This window comes from Neorhizobium sp. DAR64862/K0K3 (assembly GCF_050500185.1).
In the GTDB taxonomy this organism is placed as follows: Bacteria; Pseudomonadota; Alphaproteobacteria; order Rhizobiales; family Rhizobiaceae; genus Neorhizobium; species Neorhizobium soli.
The window spans coordinates 2,757,579-2,774,131 of the sequence record NZ_CP191449.1; the positions used below are offsets into that span (position 1 = coordinate 2,757,579).

Sequence of the window (16,553 nt, forward strand, 5' to 3'; positions counted from 1 at the left end):
CATCTGTGCCGCGTTCTTCAAAGCCGGCAATAGCGTCAGATCTGTTTTCGCGCGCTTCCATGCCTATCTTATCAGCGAAACGGGAGATCGAGATGGATATCGAAGGGCAGGAACGGATCGCGGCGCCGCGGGATATCGTGTGGCGCGCGCTGAACGATGCCGAAACCATCCGCCAGTGCATTCCCGGTTGCGAGCGTCTGGAGTGGATTTCGGACAACGAACTTGCCGCCAGCATCAAGGTTCGCTTCAGCCTGATCTCGCTCGGCCTTGCCGGCACGATCACGCTTTCGAACATTGAGGCGGGAGAAAGCTACACGCTCGCCGCCGAAGGTCAGGGAAGCATTGCCGGCTTTGCCAAGGGGGCGGCCGATGTGCGGCTTGAGGAAGACGGCACTGAGACCGTGCTGCATTACATCGCACGTGCGCAAACCGGAGGACGGATTTCCCAGCTCGGTTCCAAGCTCGTGCGGTCGACAACCGAAAAGCTGGCAGCGAAATTCTTTGCGGACTTCAACGCAACGGTGATGGCGAAGACGGCGGAGGCCAGAACCGAGGGGCTCTGACCGCGGGTCGTTATCTGGCGGGAAGCGCGGCGTTGTTGGTCGGCGCGGGAACAACGGCCTGGTTGGCCGGAACGACTGACGGCGACGGCTTGACCGCGGCAGTGTTCTCCTTTTGCAGACGGACGGCCTCGCGCGCTTCAATCCGGGCCTGTCTGCGATGCTTGCCCTGGCTCCACCAGGTCACGAATGAGCCAAGCGCCATGCCAAACAGGACGGCCAGGAACAGCAGCAGAAACAGCGGCGCCGTCAGCGACAACAGGCTGTCTTCCGGACGGAAGGGATTGAGCGCGAGCGTGACGCTTTGACGGTTGGCGACGGCCAGCACGATCAAAACGATGCCGAGGGGCACAAAGATCACGAGGCTCACGATCCTCTTGAACTTGGTCATGGTTTTCTCCCGGCAAGTGACAATCAAACGATGGATCGCCGGTCATCGCTGCCGGCGTCCAGTGCAGAATAGAGGGCGGCGTCATGCTTTCAAGTGTGACGCCTGCCTTCGAGGCGATCAATCGTCCTCGTCGGCCAAATCCGGGTTGAGGCGCTCGCGCAATTCCTTGCCCGTTTTGAAGAACGGCACCCATTTTTCCTCGACAAAGACGCTTTCGCCTGTGCGCGGATTGCGGCCGGAACGCGACGGACGGTTCTTTACCGAAAACGCGCCGAAGCCACGCAGCTCGACCCGGTTTCCGCCGGCGAGAGCATCAGTGATCTCGTCGAGGACCGCATTGACGATATTCTCGACGTCACGATGGTAGAGATGCGGATTGCGCGCTGCAACGATCTGCACCAGTTCAGATTTGATCACTTCTGCCCCCTGAAAAAAGTTAGGTGCCCCCTGAAAAAATTAGGCTTTCAGTCGCTTCCAACCTGCCAAACGGAAACCAGACCGTCAAGGAACAACTTGTCGGAGCCGAAGATCCGAAGCGCTGCCGGGGAAAGCTGGTCGCCCAGTCCGGTCATGCGCAAAAACTGCGACACGGCACTGGCGAACCAGAATGAGGACGAGGACTTGCCGTCCTTCCATTCGACCTCGGGCAGGCTTTTGGCAACGCCGCGGGTCTCCAGATAGGCACGGACCTCGTCTTCGCCGCCGAGTTCATCGACCAGCTTGACGGCAAGCGCCTGACGGCCGGTGAAGATCGTGCCGTCAGCGAGTTTGAGAACCTCATCGCGCGGCATGTTGCGGCGATCGGCGACAAGGTCGACGAACCAGGCATAGCTGTCCATCACCATGTTGCGGATCATCGTCTTGGCTTCTTCGCTGGCAGGATGGAAGGGCGACGGTTCGGCCTTGAGCGGTGCGGACTTGATCTCCTCCAGCGACACGCCGATCTTTTTCAGGGCTTCATCGACCTGCGGATACTGGAAGATGACGCCGATCGAGCCGGTGATGGAGCTTTCGCCGGCGACGATATGATCGCCAGCAGACGCAATCATGTAGCCTGCGGATGCGGCAAGGGTGCGGACCTGCGAGACGACGGGCTTGGTTTGCGCGATATGGCGGATGGCCTTGAAGATGCGCTCGCCGCCATAGGTCGTTCCGCCCGGAGAATTGATCGAGACGATGAGCGCTTTTGCCTGGCTGCTTTCGGCGATCTTCTCCAATCGCTCCAGCAATTCCCTGTCGTCGAGGATCATGCCTGAGATATCGACGCGAGCGACGTGCGCGACCGCGGAGTTGCCACTGGTGCCGACCGTGACCCGATACAGCGCGAAACCGATACCGACGAGAAACACGAGGGCCGCAACCCGCCAGAAACTCAGTTTCCGACGCAACTGGCGCCGTTCAGCAATCCCCATCTGATCCATTCTCAATCCTCAAAGCGAGCCAGCCCAAATAGGGTCCGGCTTATTGTTTCAAGCGGGCATATCACGTTTTTATGTTGTCCATTATTGTTTGTTGAACGATAAAAACCATATTGAGGCCGCAGGTGAACAACTAGCGCCGCTTCCGTCGATCTCAACGCGGGCGGCCCAGTCATCTTTACGACAAATCTTGCCGGAAAGGACCGGACGAGCAGAATGCTGCAGCATATCCGCAACCCAGCCCTGGCCGGCGCTTCCCGTGCGATCGGGCAGTCGCCCGACGATATCTATCAGTCGGCACTTGCCCATTCCGCAAGGGTGCGCAAGCTCAAGATATTCCTGCCGATCAGTGCAGCCATCATCTCCGCCGCCTTTATCGGGGTGGCGATCGTGCGCGCCTATCTGCCGGAAAACCTGTCGATCGAAAGCGCGCGCATCGAAAATGGCAAGATCGTCATGGAACGGCCCGCGATTTCCGGCCGCAACAGCGACGGCATCAGCTATTCGATGATTGCCAACCGCGCATTGCAGGATATCCAGAACCCGAACATGATCAGCCTCGAAAACGTCAAGGCGGCCGTGCCGATCAATGACGAGGTCGTTGCGCGTGTCACCGCCGCCGGTGCCGATTTCGATCGTGGCGCCGACAAGCTGGATCTGACCAAACCATTCGACGTTAATTTATCCAACGGGATTACTGCGCGCTTCCAATCCGCCCGCCTCGATATACCGGGTGGATTGATGGATACGCCGGACCCGGTCAAAATCTCCATGGACGCGGGTTCCATTGTTGCGAACTCCCTGAAGATAACGGATAAGGGACACACAATCACCCTGATCGGCAAGGTTCAGGTCGACCTCGACCCTGCCCGCATCCGCAACCAAGGCAAATAGGGCACGGCCGCAATGACGAATCGACTCTTTCGTATCTCTTCCGCCGTAATGGCCACCGGACTGGTGTTCGGCCTTGCCTTTAGCGCGACCGCCCAGACCACCAGCAGCAAGATGGAAGGCTTGAAGCTTTCCAACGATGCGCCGATCCAGATCCAGAGCGACCAGCTGGAAATCAAGGATCAGGAAAAACGTGCCTTCTTCACCGGCAATGTGCAGGTGGTGCAGGGTACGACCACGATGAAGGCCGGCAAGATGACCGTGCTTTACAAAGGTGAAGGCGCTTCGGTGACCTCCGGCAGCACCGACATCGACAAGATCTTTCTCGACGACACCGTTTTCCTCACCTCGGGCACTCAGCAGGCGACCGCCGAAAAGGGCGAGTTCGACATGACCTCGCAGACCTTCGTGCTTTCCGGCAAGCAAGTCGTGCTTTCCGAAGGCGCCAACGTGTTTCGCGGCTGCAAGCTGACCGTGCAGATGGCGACCGGACAGGCGAAGCTCGATTCCTGCGGTGGCCGCGTGGAAATTATGCTCGACCCGAAGTCGCGGCCTAAGCAATAGAAATCCAAGCCCTTGAAAATACCTTTCCTCTCCAACCGGTCTGCCGACCGGTCGCCCGTGACCGAACCTTTCATTGCACGCGACAAGGCGCGCTATGAGGGTACGCTGGTGGCGCATGGTCTTTCCAAGACCTATGACACGCGGCGCGTGGTGAACGGCGTATCGCTGGTCGTGCGCAAGGGCGAGGCTGTCGGCCTGCTCGGACCGAACGGCGCCGGCAAGACGACGTGTTTCTACATGATCACCGGGCTTGTGCCTGTCGATGAGGGCATGATTGCCATCAATGGCAACGAGGTGACGCATATGCCGATGTATCGGCGTGCACGTCTCGGCGTCGGCTACCTGCCGCAGGAAGCCTCGATCTTTCGCGGACTGTCCGTCGAAGACAATATAAGGGCGGTTCTCGAAGTTCACGAACCGAACCGCGACAAGCGCGAAGCAAAGCTCGACGAGTTGCTGGAGGAATTCCACATCAGCCAGTTGCGCAAGTCCGCGGCTGTCGCGTTGTCGGGTGGCGAACGGCGTCGTCTCGAGATCGCCCGCGCGCTGGCGACCGACCCTGCCTTCATGCTGCTGGACGAGCCGTTTGCCGGTGTCGACCCGATTTCCGTTTCCGACATCCAGAACCTGGTTCGCCACTTGACGGCGCGCGGTATCGGGGTACTGATAACGGATCACAACGTCCGCGAAACGCTTGGTCTCATCGATCGCGCCTACATTATTCACGCAGGCGAAGTCCTGACGCATGGCAGGGCCGACGATATCGTCAACAATCCGGATGTTCGTCGTCTTTACCTTGGCGACAAGTTCAGCCTCTGAGGCCAGAAAGAATCTACTTTCCCGCTTCGTGCCGCTTGACCAAATCTATCAAAAAAGCAATTCTTGTGCCAGTTGAAGGATGGCACCGATAATCTCGGTGTCTTCCTCTCGACTATCGTGCGATGACCGCATGATTTTAAGGAGATCACGGGAGTTTCGCGTCCGCCATGGGGTTATCTGCCAGTCTTTTTCTGCGACAGAGCCAATCGCTGGTGATGACACCGCAGCTGATGCAGTCCATTCAGCTGCTGCAGATGACGCATTTTGAACTCAACCAGTTCATCGCCCAGGAAGTCGAGAAAAATCCGCTGCTCGAAATAGCGGCAGGCGACGGCGATGGTGATGCGGATTTAGGCGCGCTTGATCCCCGCGATCTGGAATTTTCCGGTTCGCGCGAGGATGACGGACAGTTCGAAGGCCAATCGGCGGCGCAAGCCGATGTCGGCTCCCTCGACTGGTATGAGAGCGCAACCCGCGACGGCACGGCCAAGCTTGGCGATCACCTCGATGCCAGCCTTGAAAACGTGTTTCCCGACGACGCACCGGCACAGCGGCCGGACGCGCCCGAACTTCTCGGCCAGTGGAAATCGATGCCCGGCGGCGATGCCGGCGAGGACTACGACCTCGACGATTTCGTTGCGGGTCAGGTGACCCTGCGCGATCATCTCGGACAACAGCTGCCTTTCGTGGTGACCCCCCCGGGCGACCGGTTGATCGCCCAGGACCTGCTCGACCAGTTGGACGATGCCGGCTATTTCCAGGGCGACATAGAAGAGGTCGCGGCCCGTCTCGGCAAGGCGCCGGAGGCGGTAGAGGCCGTTCTCGTTCAGCTGCAAACCTTCGATCCACCCGGGGTATTTTGCCGTAGCCTGAGCGAATGCCTGGCGATCCAGTTGCGCCAGAACGACCGGCTGGATCCGGCCATGGCAGCGCTGATCGATCACCTCGATCTTCTCGCCAAGCGTGACTTTGCGTCTCTGCGCAAGATCTGCGGCGTGGACGACGAAGATCTGATCGACATGATGGCTGAAATCCGCAAGCTCAACCCGAAGCCGGGTGCGGGCTTCGAGGGCGGGTTCTCGCAGTCTATCTCACCTGATGTCGTGGTCCGGCCATCGCTTGATGGTGGATGGAACGTCGAACTCAATCCCGATACCCTGCCGCGCGTTCTGGTCAACCAGACCTATTTCAACACGGTCTCCAAACACTGCCCGAAGAACGGCGAAGATCACAATTTTCTGTCGGACTGCATGCAGACGGCGAACTGGCTCGCCCGCAGCCTCGACCAGCGCGCCAAGACGATCATGAAAGTGGCAAGCGAGATCGTACGCCAGCAGGATGCCTTCCTGCTGCACGGCGTCGATCACCTGCGACCACTCAACCTGAAGACGGTGGCAGAGGCCATCAAGATGCACGAATCCACCGTCAGCCGCGTCACCTCCAACAAGTATGTGCTGACGCCACGCGGCCTGTTCGAACTGAAATACTTCTTCACAGTGTCGATCGGCTCGGCGGAAGAAGGTGGAGACACCCATTCGGCCGAATCGGTGCGGCATCGCATCCGATTGTTGATTTCTCAGGAGCTGCCGAGTGCCGTCCTGTCGGATGACGACATTGTCATCAGCCTCAAACAGGGCGGTGTCGAACTTGCGCGCCGGACGGTGGCGAAATATCGCGAGGCGATGAATATTCCGTCATCGGTGCAACGCAGGCGGGAAAAGCGCGCCATCGCGAAACTGGCAGCGTTCTAGCCTCACATATCGAGGGCAGTCATAGGCGACCCGGTATTCGCCACACGTGCCGCACAGATTGACATTCCGTTAATGGCAGTTTAGAGACCCGCCGCAACCTGACCGGGCGACACGGGATCTAAACCAATTCCCAAACCAATTTGGCCCTGCCATTCGTGAACCGCTTGGATCAAGAGGCCGGTTGGCGTAGACTGGAACATGCAAGTCACGACAATAAGGAGTAACTCCATGAGTGTGCGTGTATCCGGTAAACATATGGAAATCGGCGACTCGTTTCGACAGAAGATCGAGGACCACATCGGCGGTGCAGTGACCAAATACTTCGACGGGGGGTATTCCGGTCAGGTGATCGTCGAGAAGTCCGGCTCGCGTTTTTCGGCAGACTGCAAGGTGCATCTCGATACCGGGATCGTCCTGCATGCGGCCGGAGAAGCGAATGATCCACAGGCAAGTTTCGATGCTGCAGCGGAGCGGATCGAAAAACGCCTTCGTCGCTACAAGCGTCGACTGAAGGACCATCACGCCGGCAATCACGCGAACGGTTTTTCCGAAGTGGCTTACACGGTCATGGACCGTGTACCGGATGAAGAAGACGACGTGCCAGACGATTTCGCACCGACCATCGTTGCGGAAAGCACGAAGCAGTTGATGACCATGTCCGTTGCGACCGCCGTGATGGCGCTCGACATGACGGACGAACCGGTCCTGTTGTTCCGCAGCCCTGGAAAGGAGCTGAACATCGTGTACCGGCGCAATGACGGAAATATCGGTTGGATCGATTCCACCGGTATGAAGAACTAAAAACTCTCGGGAGAGCGCCTTTGGCGCTCTCTTCGCCCTTCGCGGCAAAAGGATGATAAGAATGGCTTTGGCGGATTTGCTGCAGCAAGATGCGATTGTTCCTGCCCTTAAAGTGACCTCCAAGAAGCAGCTTCTTCAGGAACTTGCTGTGAAAGCGGCCAAGCTGACGGGTGTTCCCGAGCGGGAGATCTTCGACGTCATCCTGCAACGGGAGCGGCTGGGGTCGACGGGCGTTGGCCACGGCATTGCCATCCCACATGGCAAGCTCAGCAGCATATCGTCCATCAAGGGCGTGTTCGCCCGCCTGGAATCGCCGATCGACTTCGAAGCGCTGGATGACGAGCCGGTCGATCTTGTCTTCCTGCTGCTCGCCCCAGAGGGCGCCGGCGCCGACCACTTGAAGGCGCTTTCGCGTATTGCCCGCGTATTGCGCGATCAGGATCTCGTTGCCAAGCTTCGCAAGACCGATTCCGCGTCGGCAATCTACGCCTTTCTGAATGCAGAACAGGCAAACCACGCCGCCTGAGGCGGCTTTATACTCCTTTTCTATAGAGTAAAGCCGCCCGCTCGCCCTCGAATGGAGCGGCTAATCTTGTTTTCGAGCCCTCTTTAGAATTGCCTTTTGTCAAATACGCCACATGTCTTTCACGTTGAAGGAGATAGACATGAATGACGACATACGTGCCAGGATCGCTGCGAATGACAGACTGCTCAAGGCGGTTATCATCCTGCTGGCGATCAAGGATCCCCATCTTCTCGATGAGCTCGATGCAATCTTCAAAATTGCCGATGGTCAGGAGGGACTGATCGGCGATGCGGACAAGAAGACCCGAGCCCATCTCAATTCGGAACTGGCCCTGATCCGTTCCCTGGCGCATGTTTCGCTGGATACGACGCACTGATCCTTACCCGCGGTCGCCAAACGCAAATGGGCGCCCGAGGCGCCCATTTTTCTTGGAAAGGCTCTGAGGAGCTCAGTCCTTCTTGTCTTCAGCCGCCGCTGCTTCAACCTTCGGGCCGCCCTTGGCGACGCCGACCATGGCCGGGCGCAAGACGCGTTCGCCAATGATGAAGCCGGCCTGGACGACCTGCATGACAGTGTTGTTGGGTACGTCCGCATTCGGGATCTCGAACATGGCCTGATGGAAGTTCGGATCGAACTTCTCGCCTTCGGCATCGATCTTCTTGACGCCGTGCCGCTCGAGTGTCGACAGCATGCCACGCTCGGTCATTTCGACGCCTTCAAGCAGGCTCGTCAGCGTCGCATCGGCTCCGGCACGCTTGTCTGCCGGAACAGTGTCGAGCGCGCGGCGCAGATTGTCCGAGACGGCCAGCATGTCGCGGGCAAAGCCCGAGACGGCGTAGGACTTGGCATCCTTTACTTCACGTTCGGTGCGGCGGCGAAGGTTGTCCATTTCAGCGGCAAGCCGCATGAAACGATCGCGCAGATCGGAATTTTCGGCCTTGAGCACATCGATCGGATCGGGCTCCTGCGCGAAGAAGGCTTCCCCTGCGCTCTGATCGGCGGCGTCTTCGAGAGCGGACGCCACGGCTTCCGCCGTGTTTTCGACAGCAGCTGCGTCAGGTCCGTTCTTCTTGGTTTCGTCGGTCATGACGGTCTCCGGTGCGTATTGGAATCTGGAAGGGTGGTTGCGCCCGATATCGAGGTTCGGGGCGAAAAAATCAAGGCCTTGGGAACATCCTAGCGGGATAGCCTTGCAAGCAGCTGCGCCGTGTAATCCACCATGGGCACGATGCGCGAGTAATTCAGCCGGGTTGGGCCGATCACGCCGACCGCGCCGACGATGCGTTCCTCGCCGTCACGATAGGGCGCAACGATGAGCGAGGAGCCGGACAGGGAGAATAGTTTGTTTTCCGAACCGATAAAGATCCGCACGCCCGGTCCCTTTTCGGCAAGGTCGAGGATCTCGATCAGGCTGTCCTTCTTTTCGAGATCGTCAAACAGCAGACGCAGCCGATCGAGATCGCTGACGTCAGCCAGACCTTCGAGAAGATTTGCCCGGCCGCGTACGATGAGCTGGCCCGGCTTTCCGTCCTCCTGATCACCAGACCAAAAAGCCAGACCACGCTCCACCAGATCATGCGACAGCGTGTGAAGCTCGCTTGCGACCTGTTCCTTCAGCATTTTCATCTGGCCGCGGAATTCCGGCAGCGTTTGGCCGGCGAGATGCGCGTTGAGGAAATTTGCGGCCTCGCCGAGCTGCGACGAGGTCACGCCTGCGGGCAGGTCGATAATCCGGTTCTCCACCTGATTATGATCGCCAACAAGGACGGCCAGCGCCTTGGTGGGCTCCAGGCGGATGAACTCGACATGTTTGAGGACGGGATCGTTCTTGGCGGTGATGACGATGCCGGCGCCGCGCGAGACGCCAGACAGCATCAGGCTTGCATCGGCCATCAGGTTTTCGAGCGTCTGATCGCGATCCGGCGGACGGATCTGCCGGTCGATGCTGGCGCGGTCTTCTTCCGAGAGATTGCCGACCTGCATGAAGGCATCGACAAAGAACCGCAGCCCTGTCTGGGTCGGCATGCGGCCTGCACTGATATGCGGCGAGTAGATGAGGCCGAGCTCTTCCAGATCGCTCATGACATTGCGCACGGAGGCTGGCGAAAGCGACATGGGCAGAAGTCGCGACAGATTGCGCGAACCGACCGGCTCGCCGGATTCCAGATAGCTTTCCACGATGCGGCGAAAGATTTCCCGCGAACGATCATCAAGCACGGAGCCGTTGTCGCGACCCGTCAGTCCCGGAAATACCATTGGCCCCTTTACCATCCTGCTGATCTCATCTCCCAGATATAGTCGCTCACTTGCGCATCCGCAAAAGGGAAATTCTTTGCAAATGACGGCTCCGAGCCTTAGAAGGCGGAAACAATAATTTAGGGAGTGACGGATGCGGCCTTCAGGCAGACAGACAAATCAGATGCGCAAGATTTCGTTCGAGCGCAATTTCTCCAAGCATGCCGAGGGCTCCTGTCTCGTCAAGTTCGGCGATACCCATGTTCTGTGCACCGCAAGCCTTGAAGAAAAGACGCCGCCGTGGCTGCGCAATTCCGGCAAGGGCTGGGTCACCGCCGAATATGGAATGCTGCCGCGCGCCACCGGCGACCGGATGAAGCGCGAGGCTGCGACCGGCAAGCAGGGTGGCCGTACCCAGGAAATCCAGCGCCTGATCGGCCGTTCGCTGCGCGCCGTGGTCGACCTTTCCGCGCTTGGTGAAAAGCAGATCACCATTGACTGCGACGTGATCCAGGCCGATGGCGGCACCCGTACGGCGGCCATCACCGGCGGCTGGCTGGCGCTGTATGATTGCCTGAAATGGATGGATACCCGCTCGATGATCAAACTCGACAAGGTTCTGAAAGACCATGTCGCGGCGATCTCGTGCGGCATCTTTGCAAGCCAGCCGGTCATCGATCTCGACTATCTCGAAGATTCGGCCGCCGAGACAGACGCGAATTTCGTCATGACGGGTAGCGGCGGCATCGTCGAGATTCAGGGCACGGCCGAGGGTGCTCCCTTCAGCCAGGAGGAATTCCTCAACCTGCTGTCGCTGGCACAGGACGGCACCCGGGAACTGGTAGCTCTGCAGAAGCAGGCGATCGGCGGCTGATTTCAACGCTGGCTGATCCAAGAGTTGCGAGGGGCAGTCTTCCTTTCCAGAGAGACTACCTCTCGATCGAACCTCCTCCCCCGCCTTCATGGCGGGGCAGCATCAGACAAGGGAGCCACTGTTTTGATCGACGGCATTCTCGAAACAGCGCTCTATGTCGATGATCTCGATGCGGCGGAAGCCTTTTACGGTGAACTGCTCGGGCTTGAGCGGGTGCTGCGGGCCGGCGATCGCCACGTGTTTTACCGATGCGGACCCGGCATCCTGTTGATCTTCAATCGCGCCGAGACGCTGAAGTCGCCGCCTGATGATGCGCTGCCGGTTCCGCCGCATGGCACGACAGGACCGGGGCATGTGTGCTTTCGTATGGACGGCCCGGCGATTGACAGAATGGTCGAAAAGCTCAACAAGGCGGGCATCGTGATTGAAAGCGATTTTCGCTGGCCAACCGGCGCCCGATCCCTCTATTTCCGCGACCCGGCCGGCAACAGTCTGGAATGCGCAGAGCCGAGGCTCTGGAATCTATAGGAACCTTCATGCGCAAGCTTGAGACGAAAACGATCGTCGTTGCCAGCCACAATGCCGGCAAGATCCGTGAGATTGCCGAATTGATCGGTCCGTTCGGCTTTTCGGCAAAGTCCGCAGCCGAACTGAAGTTCGAGGAACCGGACGAGACCGGCACGACATTCGAGGAAAATGCGGCGATCAAGGCGCTTGCGTCTGCCAAGGCGTCCGGCCTGCCCGCCCTTTCCGACGATAGCGGCATCGTCATCGATGCGCTGGACGGTGCTCCCGGTGTCTATACCGCCGACTGGGCTGAGCGCGAGGATGGCAGCCGTGATTTCGCGATGGCGATGCAGAAGGTGGAAGACGCGCTGCAGGAAAAGGGTGCGACCACGCCCGACAAGCGCAGCTGCCGTTTTGTGAGCGTTATCTGCCTTGCCTGGCCGGATGGCCACACCGAACTCTTCCGCGGCGATGTCGAAGGCGTTGTCGCCTGGCCGCCGCGTGGTGCTGCCGGTTTCGGTTACGATCCGATCTTCCAGCCGGAAGGGCACGAGACCACGTTTGGCGAAATGACCAGCGAGGAAAAGCACGGCTGGAAGCCCGGCGATGAGCATGCGCTTTCGCACCGGGCGCGCGCGTTCAAGCTGTTTGTTGAAACCTGCCTGGAGGCCTGAACCCATTTGAACGCCGTCGCTCCCCTTTTTCCCGGCATGCTGCTACCCGACACGGGTGAGCCGGGCTTCGGCGTTTACGTGCACTGGCCGTTCTGCGCAGCCAAATGCCCCTATTGCGATTTCAACAGCCATGTCCGCCACCAGCCCGTGGATCAGCTCCGCTACACCGCCGCGTTTCTGAAAGAAATGGAAACGATGCGGAAGATGAGCGGACCGAAGACGGTCACGAGCATCTTTCTGGGCGGCGGCACGCCTTCGCTGATGGATCCGTCAACCGTCGGGGCGATCCTGAACGGGATCGCGCAGCACTGGCATGTGCCTGACGGCATCGAGATCACCATGGAGGCCAATCCTTCCAGCGTCGAGGCGGAACGCTTCCGCGGCTACCGGGCTGCCGGCATCAACCGTGTCTCGATGGGCGTGCAGGCGCTCAACGATACGGATCTCAAATTCCTCGGCCGCCTGCATGACGTGGCCGACGCGCTGAAGGCGATCAAGCTGGCGCGCGAGATCTTTCCGCGCATGTCGTTCGACCTGATCTACGCCCGGCCGAAGCAGACCGTGGAGGCCTGGGAAGCGGAGCTGAAGCAGGCCATTTCCTATGCCGTCGATCATCTTTCCCTGTACCAGCTGACGATCGAGGAAGGCACGCCGTTCTACGGCCTGCACAAGGCCGGCAAGCTGATCGTTCCAGATGATGAGCAGTCGGCGCTGCTCTACGAGGCGACGCAGGAGATCACGGCCGCGCATGGCATGCCGGCCTACGAGGTTTCCAACCACGCCAAGCCGGGTGCTGAAAGCCGGCACAACCTGACCTACTGGCGCTATGGCGACTATGCCGGCATCGGCCCTGGTGCGCATGGTCGCCTGACGCGGGGACGCGACAAGATCGCCACCGCCACCGAGCGACGTCCGGAAACCTGGCTGGACCAGGTCGAGACACAAGGCCACGGCATGGTCGACCAGGAACTGCTAGGCTTCGACGAGCAGGCGGACGAGTTGCTTCTGATGGGACTGCGCCTGACCGAAGGCGTCGACCTGGCGCGCTGGCAGGAGCTTTCCGGCCGCGATCCGGACCCGGTCCGCGAAGAGCGGCTTCTGGAACACGGCTTTATCGAGCGGCTGGGAAATTCCAGGCTGCGCTGCACGCCGTCCGGCATGCTGATCCTCGATGCTGTTGTTGCCGACCTCGCCTGCTGACTAGGCCTTTACCGCCGTCACATGCAGCCATTCGGTCGGCCGGTCATCATAGCCGCTGCCGTCGTTCGTGCTTATCTCGAGCGATGACCACGTGACGGTCCTGTAGGCCTGTTCGAGCCAGGGCCGCGACGGGTTGTTGTAATAGCGACCTATCGCATCCGTCATCTCTTCCTCGCCGGTCTTATAGCTTGCGTAGAAAATGCCGTCAGGGCGCAGCGCCCGGTGGATGCGGGCAAGGATATCGGCGAGATCATTTCTCGGCGTGTGCAAAAGGCAGGCATTGGCCCAGACGCCACTATAGGCAGCAACGCTGTCGATATCCCCGAAGCGCAGTAGCGCGACTCTACGCCCCAGACGGCGCGAGGCTTGCTCTGCCATTTCCGCAACGCCATCCGTCGGGGTGACGTCAAAGCCGCGTTCAATCATGAAACCGCTGTCGCGGCCATTGCCGCAGCCAAGTTCCAGAACTCGGGCACCCGGAGAGAGGCGGGAGAGAAATGCTTCCAGCCGGATCTCGTTCGCCTTTTCCCGATAACCGGCATAGGCCTTCGCATTGTCGGCGTAGAAGCGGAGGGTCTGATCGTGCTCCGCCATGGCTCTTACTTCTGTGACAGGAGAAGCTTGGTGCCGAAGCCGACGAAGACGGTGGCAACGCCGAGGTCGATCTTCTGCTTGGCCTTGAGATAGGCGCTCGCTACCCGCGGATGGGTGATCAGGCCGACCAGAAACGTATAGTAACAGGCCGAAACCGCGACCATGACAGCGATTGCCGCTAGCCCGTAGAGAAACGGCGTGCCCGCCGGCATGGTAGCGGCAAACAGCGAGGCGACGAAGAGAGCCGATTTCGGATTGGCAAGATTGGTGGCAAGGCCCAGTCGGTAAGCCTTCCTCAGCGGTATCTCGCGTTCTGTGGGGGCAAATTCGGGTGTTGTCCGGGCCTTCCGGACATCCAGGAAAACGCGCAGGCCGAGCCATACGAGATAAAGACCGCCGACGATCTTCAGCGCGACATAGGCGAAGGGAGCTGCCTGAAACAGGGCATTGATCCCGAGCCAGCCCGCAAAGCCCCACAGGCATGTTCCGGTAATCGTTCCCATGGCTGCCGTAATGGCAACCTTGCGCGGTGCTGTGAGGCAATAGCGGATCACCAGCAGCGTATTTGGCCCGGGGGTAATGCAGGCGACAGCCCAGATGGTCGCCACGGATAAAAGAAACACGACACGCTCCTCGCACACCAGAAAGATTGGTGTGCGCCAGAAGCCAAATCCCGTCAACGCCCGGACAAACAAAAACCGGCTCTCATCCGATGGGTAAGAGCCGGCTTCGGTCGGTCAGTCGATGATCACAGATTGTTTTCGTTGATCAGGCGCTTCAGAAGCTCGACCTCGTGGCTGAGCTTGCTGTCGCCCGAGATCAGGTCCTCGATCTTGCGAACCGCATGCAGCACGGTCGTATGGTCGCGGCCACCAAACCGACGGCCGATTTCCGGGAAGGAGCGCGGCGTCATGGTTTTCGAGAGGTACATGGCGACCTGGCGCGGCTTGACGATGACGCGGGTGCGGCGGTTGGAGACCAGTTCCTGCCGCGAGACGTTGTAATGGCGTGCCACGACGCGCTGGATATCCTCGATCCGGACGCGCCTTGCTTCCCCGGCGCCGACCAGATGGGCGAGAAGCTCGTCGACGCGCTCGATCGAGAGGTTCGGCTCAAACGAGCGACGGAACAGCAGCTGGTTGAACGCGCCTTCCAGTTCGCGACCGGTGCTGACGACGCTGCGTGCGACGTGATCGAGAATTTCGTGCGGGATATCGAGCGATGGATCATCCTGCTGGGCAGCCGCGAGACGACCTTTGAGCATTTCCATGCGCATATCGTAATCCGGCGTCTCGACCTCGATGGCCACGCCGCCCTGCAGACGCGAGCGAACCCGCGGATCGAGCGATTCCAGCTCCCAAGGGGCGCGGTCGGCAGCAACCACGACCTGCTTGGCGCTGTCGAGCAGCATGTTGAGCAGATGGCAGAATTCGTTCTGGATCATCTTGCCCTGCAGGAACTGCATGTCGTCGATGATCAACAGATCGATATGGCGCAGGCTGTCCTTGAGCGTCAGGGCATCATTGTCGCGGATCGCGGTTGCGAAACGCCACATGAAATATTCGGCGGTGAGATAGACCACGCGCGGCATGCGGGGGCTGCCGACGGCGGCGTTGGCGATGGCCTGAAGAAGGTGGGTCTTGCCGAGACCGACACCGGAATGAATAAACAGCGGGTTGAAGCGCACGGCACCGGCACCGGCTTCCGCAATCGTCTTGGCAGCGGCAAGCGCCACGCGGTTCGAGGCGCCTTCAACGAACGTGTCGAACGTATAACGGCTGTCGAGTGGCGAACCGAACAACGGGCCGGGCTGCGAGGACTGGCGAACCGGGGTGGACGCGGCCGTCGGGAACGTGGCGATTTTGCCGATCTCACGCGGTGCAGACGGGCGTTGCGACGCGACAGGTGCCGGGGCATCCGAGCCAATGACGCCGTCCTGGACATCCGATACCGGCTTTGCAGCGCGGGTTGCCGTGCGGACCAGGATCTCCACCTTGAGGATCTCGGCATCTTCCGCCTGGAAGATCGACGTGATCAGATCAAGATAACGGTTGTTGATCCAAGACTTCAGAAACGTCGTGGGCACCGTGAGCCTGACGACACTCTTCGAGACGGTGTGAAGCTTAAGTCTTGCAAACCAGCTTGCGTAAACATCCTGGCCGACCTGTGCTTTAAGACGCACACTGAACCGCTCGAAAAGAGCATCATGCTTCATAACTGGTGTTTCCCCTGCCGCCTGTGCGCAAACGGAATCAAACGCCTGTCGTGCATTGCCCCCGTTGCCGGTTGCACGAGCCGATACGTTATTCATTTGCATTATTCGCCGCCTTTTCCATAGGAGCCCGGCGGTTCTGTTTCCCGCCAGGACACATTCTTTTTAACTACGTCCGACAGCCCGTCTCCGTGCGGAAACGATGACTGCCCTTCCCCATCGATCAAAGTTCCAGGCCAACCGCCCGGACCATCAAAGATCGATCCGGATCACCTCGTCTGATCCAGACCTGCGGGAGCCAACCCGCAACTCAGCGCACGCTCCATCCTCGTTATGAAGAGCCGCTGACTTCCCAATGCCTTCTTCCGACTCCCCAGTCGGCCCCGTCACGCATAAGTTCAGCTGTTGCCGGAAAAGCCAATTTCCGGCTTGCAACCATCGGTTAAATAAGGAAACGAGAAAAACATCTCGCCGCAAGCTGCTTAAAGTCCCCGGGCCGCTCGGTGTCGAGCGGTTGTCGGCAGGCTCTAGGAGTG

Annotated in this window: 20 protein-coding genes; 12 read left to right on the top strand and 8 right to left on the bottom strand. The window is 59.6% G+C overall.

The features are described 5' to 3' along the window. Positions 1-92: 92 nt before the first annotated feature. Complete coding sequence (locus ACQY1L_RS13340) at positions 93-563, top strand: CoxG family protein (protein ID WP_092663762.1); 471 nt, start codon at positions 93-95, stop codon at positions 561-563. Between the two features lie 10 nt (positions 564-573). Here the strand turns inward: ACQY1L_RS13340 and ACQY1L_RS13345 are convergent, their stop codons facing one another. The 3 genes from ACQY1L_RS13345 to sppA form a co-directional block, all read right to left on the bottom strand. Then, positions 574-951, bottom strand: a complete 378-nt coding sequence (locus tag ACQY1L_RS13345) for a lipopolysaccharide assembly protein LapA domain-containing protein (RefSeq protein ID WP_092663764.1) — start codon at positions 949-951, stop codon at positions 574-576. Between the two features lie 117 nt (positions 952-1,068). Further along, positions 1,069-1,368, bottom strand: coding sequence for an integration host factor subunit beta (locus ACQY1L_RS13350; RefSeq protein WP_062454023.1), 300 nt, complete (start codon positions 1,366-1,368; stop codon positions 1,069-1,071). Between the two features lie 47 nt (positions 1,369-1,415). Then, entirely contained in the window at positions 1,416-2,372 is a 957-nt protein-coding gene (gene sppA / locus ACQY1L_RS13355) for a signal peptide peptidase SppA (RefSeq protein ID WP_430241163.1), read from the bottom strand. Between the two features lie 213 nt (positions 2,373-2,585). Between sppA and lptC the strand changes: the two genes are divergently transcribed. From lptC to ACQY1L_RS13390, 7 genes are all read left to right on the top strand, one after another. Beyond that, a complete protein-coding gene (gene lptC / locus ACQY1L_RS13360) occupies positions 2,586-3,263 on the top strand; it encodes an LPS export ABC transporter periplasmic protein LptC (protein WP_062578831.1) in 678 nt (225 codons plus the stop codon). Between the two features lie 12 nt (positions 3,264-3,275). After that, the gene (locus ACQY1L_RS13365) at positions 3,276-3,824 is read left to right on the top strand and encodes an LptA/OstA family protein (protein ID WP_062454026.1); all 549 of its coding nucleotides are present in this window, start codon (positions 3,276-3,278) and stop codon (positions 3,822-3,824) included. 18 nt (positions 3,825-3,842) lie between these two features. Further along, a complete protein-coding gene (gene lptB / locus ACQY1L_RS13370; protein WP_371816128.1) occupies positions 3,843-4,643 on the top strand; it encodes an LPS export ABC transporter ATP-binding protein in 801 nt (266 codons plus the stop codon). A gap of 167 nt (positions 4,644-4,810) precedes the next feature. Then, positions 4,811-6,394, top strand: coding sequence for an RNA polymerase factor sigma-54 (rpoN, locus tag ACQY1L_RS13375; RefSeq protein WP_430241166.1), 1,584 nt, complete (start codon positions 4,811-4,813; stop codon positions 6,392-6,394). A gap of 228 nt (positions 6,395-6,622) precedes the next feature. Continuing rightward, a complete protein-coding gene (gene hpf / locus ACQY1L_RS13380; protein ID WP_062454028.1) occupies positions 6,623-7,195 on the top strand; it encodes a ribosome hibernation-promoting factor, HPF/YfiA family in 573 nt (190 codons plus the stop codon). Between the two features lie 61 nt (positions 7,196-7,256). Next, positions 7,257-7,721 (top strand): PTS IIA-like nitrogen regulatory protein PtsN, encoded by a 465-nt coding sequence (gene ptsN / locus ACQY1L_RS13385; RefSeq protein WP_062454029.1) that lies wholly within the window; start codon positions 7,257-7,259, stop codon positions 7,719-7,721. Between the two features lie 139 nt (positions 7,722-7,860). Then, on the top strand, positions 7,861-8,097 hold the full coding sequence (locus ACQY1L_RS13390; protein WP_062454030.1) for a hypothetical protein: 237 nt from the start codon (positions 7,861-7,863) through the stop codon (positions 8,095-8,097). Positions 8,098-8,169: 72 nt separating this feature from the next. On the opposite strand, the gene grpE is transcribed toward ACQY1L_RS13390, so the two are convergent. Next, entirely contained in the window at positions 8,170-8,808 is a 639-nt protein-coding gene (grpE, locus tag ACQY1L_RS13395; protein WP_062454031.1) for a nucleotide exchange factor GrpE, read from the bottom strand. Between the two features lie 89 nt (positions 8,809-8,897). Next, complete coding sequence (hrcA, locus tag ACQY1L_RS13400; RefSeq protein ID WP_062454032.1) at positions 8,898-9,977, bottom strand: heat-inducible transcriptional repressor HrcA; 1,080 nt, start codon at positions 9,975-9,977, stop codon at positions 8,898-8,900. A 133-nt stretch (positions 9,978-10,110) separates the two neighbouring features. On the opposite strand from hrcA, the gene rph reads away from it, so the two are divergent. The 4 genes from rph to hemW all read left to right on the top strand — a co-directional run bounded on the left by rph (position 10,111) and on the right by hemW (position 13,211). Continuing rightward, positions 10,111-10,830, top strand: a complete 720-nt coding sequence (gene rph / locus ACQY1L_RS13405) for a ribonuclease PH (protein ID WP_092663772.1) — start codon at positions 10,111-10,113, stop codon at positions 10,828-10,830. Between the two features lie 123 nt (positions 10,831-10,953). Beyond that, entirely contained in the window at positions 10,954-11,358 is a 405-nt protein-coding gene (locus tag ACQY1L_RS13410; RefSeq protein WP_192087615.1) for a VOC family protein, read from the top strand. A gap of 8 nt (positions 11,359-11,366) precedes the next feature. Continuing rightward, positions 11,367-12,011: an RdgB/HAM1 family non-canonical purine NTP pyrophosphatase gene (rdgB, locus tag ACQY1L_RS13415; RefSeq protein WP_430241171.1), complete on the top strand. Its 645-nt coding sequence runs from the start codon at positions 11,367-11,369 to the stop codon at positions 12,009-12,011. A gap of 36 nt (positions 12,012-12,047) precedes the next feature. After that, positions 12,048-13,211 carry a radical SAM family heme chaperone HemW gene (gene hemW / locus ACQY1L_RS13420; protein ID WP_062454924.1) on the top strand — a complete coding sequence of 388 codons (1,164 nt, stop codon included), beginning with the start codon at positions 12,048-12,050 and terminating at the stop codon, positions 13,209-13,211. Here the strand turns inward: hemW and ACQY1L_RS13425 are convergent, their stop codons facing one another. The 3 genes from ACQY1L_RS13425 to dnaA all read right to left on the bottom strand — a co-directional run bounded on the left by ACQY1L_RS13425 (position 13,212) and on the right by dnaA (position 16,122). Next, positions 13,212-13,805: a class I SAM-dependent methyltransferase gene (locus tag ACQY1L_RS13425; protein WP_430241173.1), complete on the bottom strand. Its 594-nt coding sequence runs from the start codon at positions 13,803-13,805 to the stop codon at positions 13,212-13,214. A gap of 5 nt (positions 13,806-13,810) precedes the next feature. Next, positions 13,811-14,428 carry a LysE family translocator gene (locus tag ACQY1L_RS13430; RefSeq protein ID WP_430241175.1) on the bottom strand — a complete coding sequence of 206 codons (618 nt, stop codon included), beginning with the start codon at positions 14,426-14,428 and terminating at the stop codon, positions 13,811-13,813. 125 nt (positions 14,429-14,553) lie between these two features. Next, positions 14,554-16,122 carry a chromosomal replication initiator protein DnaA gene (gene dnaA, locus ACQY1L_RS13435; RefSeq protein WP_062454037.1) on the bottom strand — a complete coding sequence of 523 codons (1,569 nt, stop codon included), beginning with the start codon at positions 16,120-16,122 and terminating at the stop codon, positions 14,554-14,556. Between the last annotated feature and the right edge of the window lie 431 nt (positions 16,123-16,553).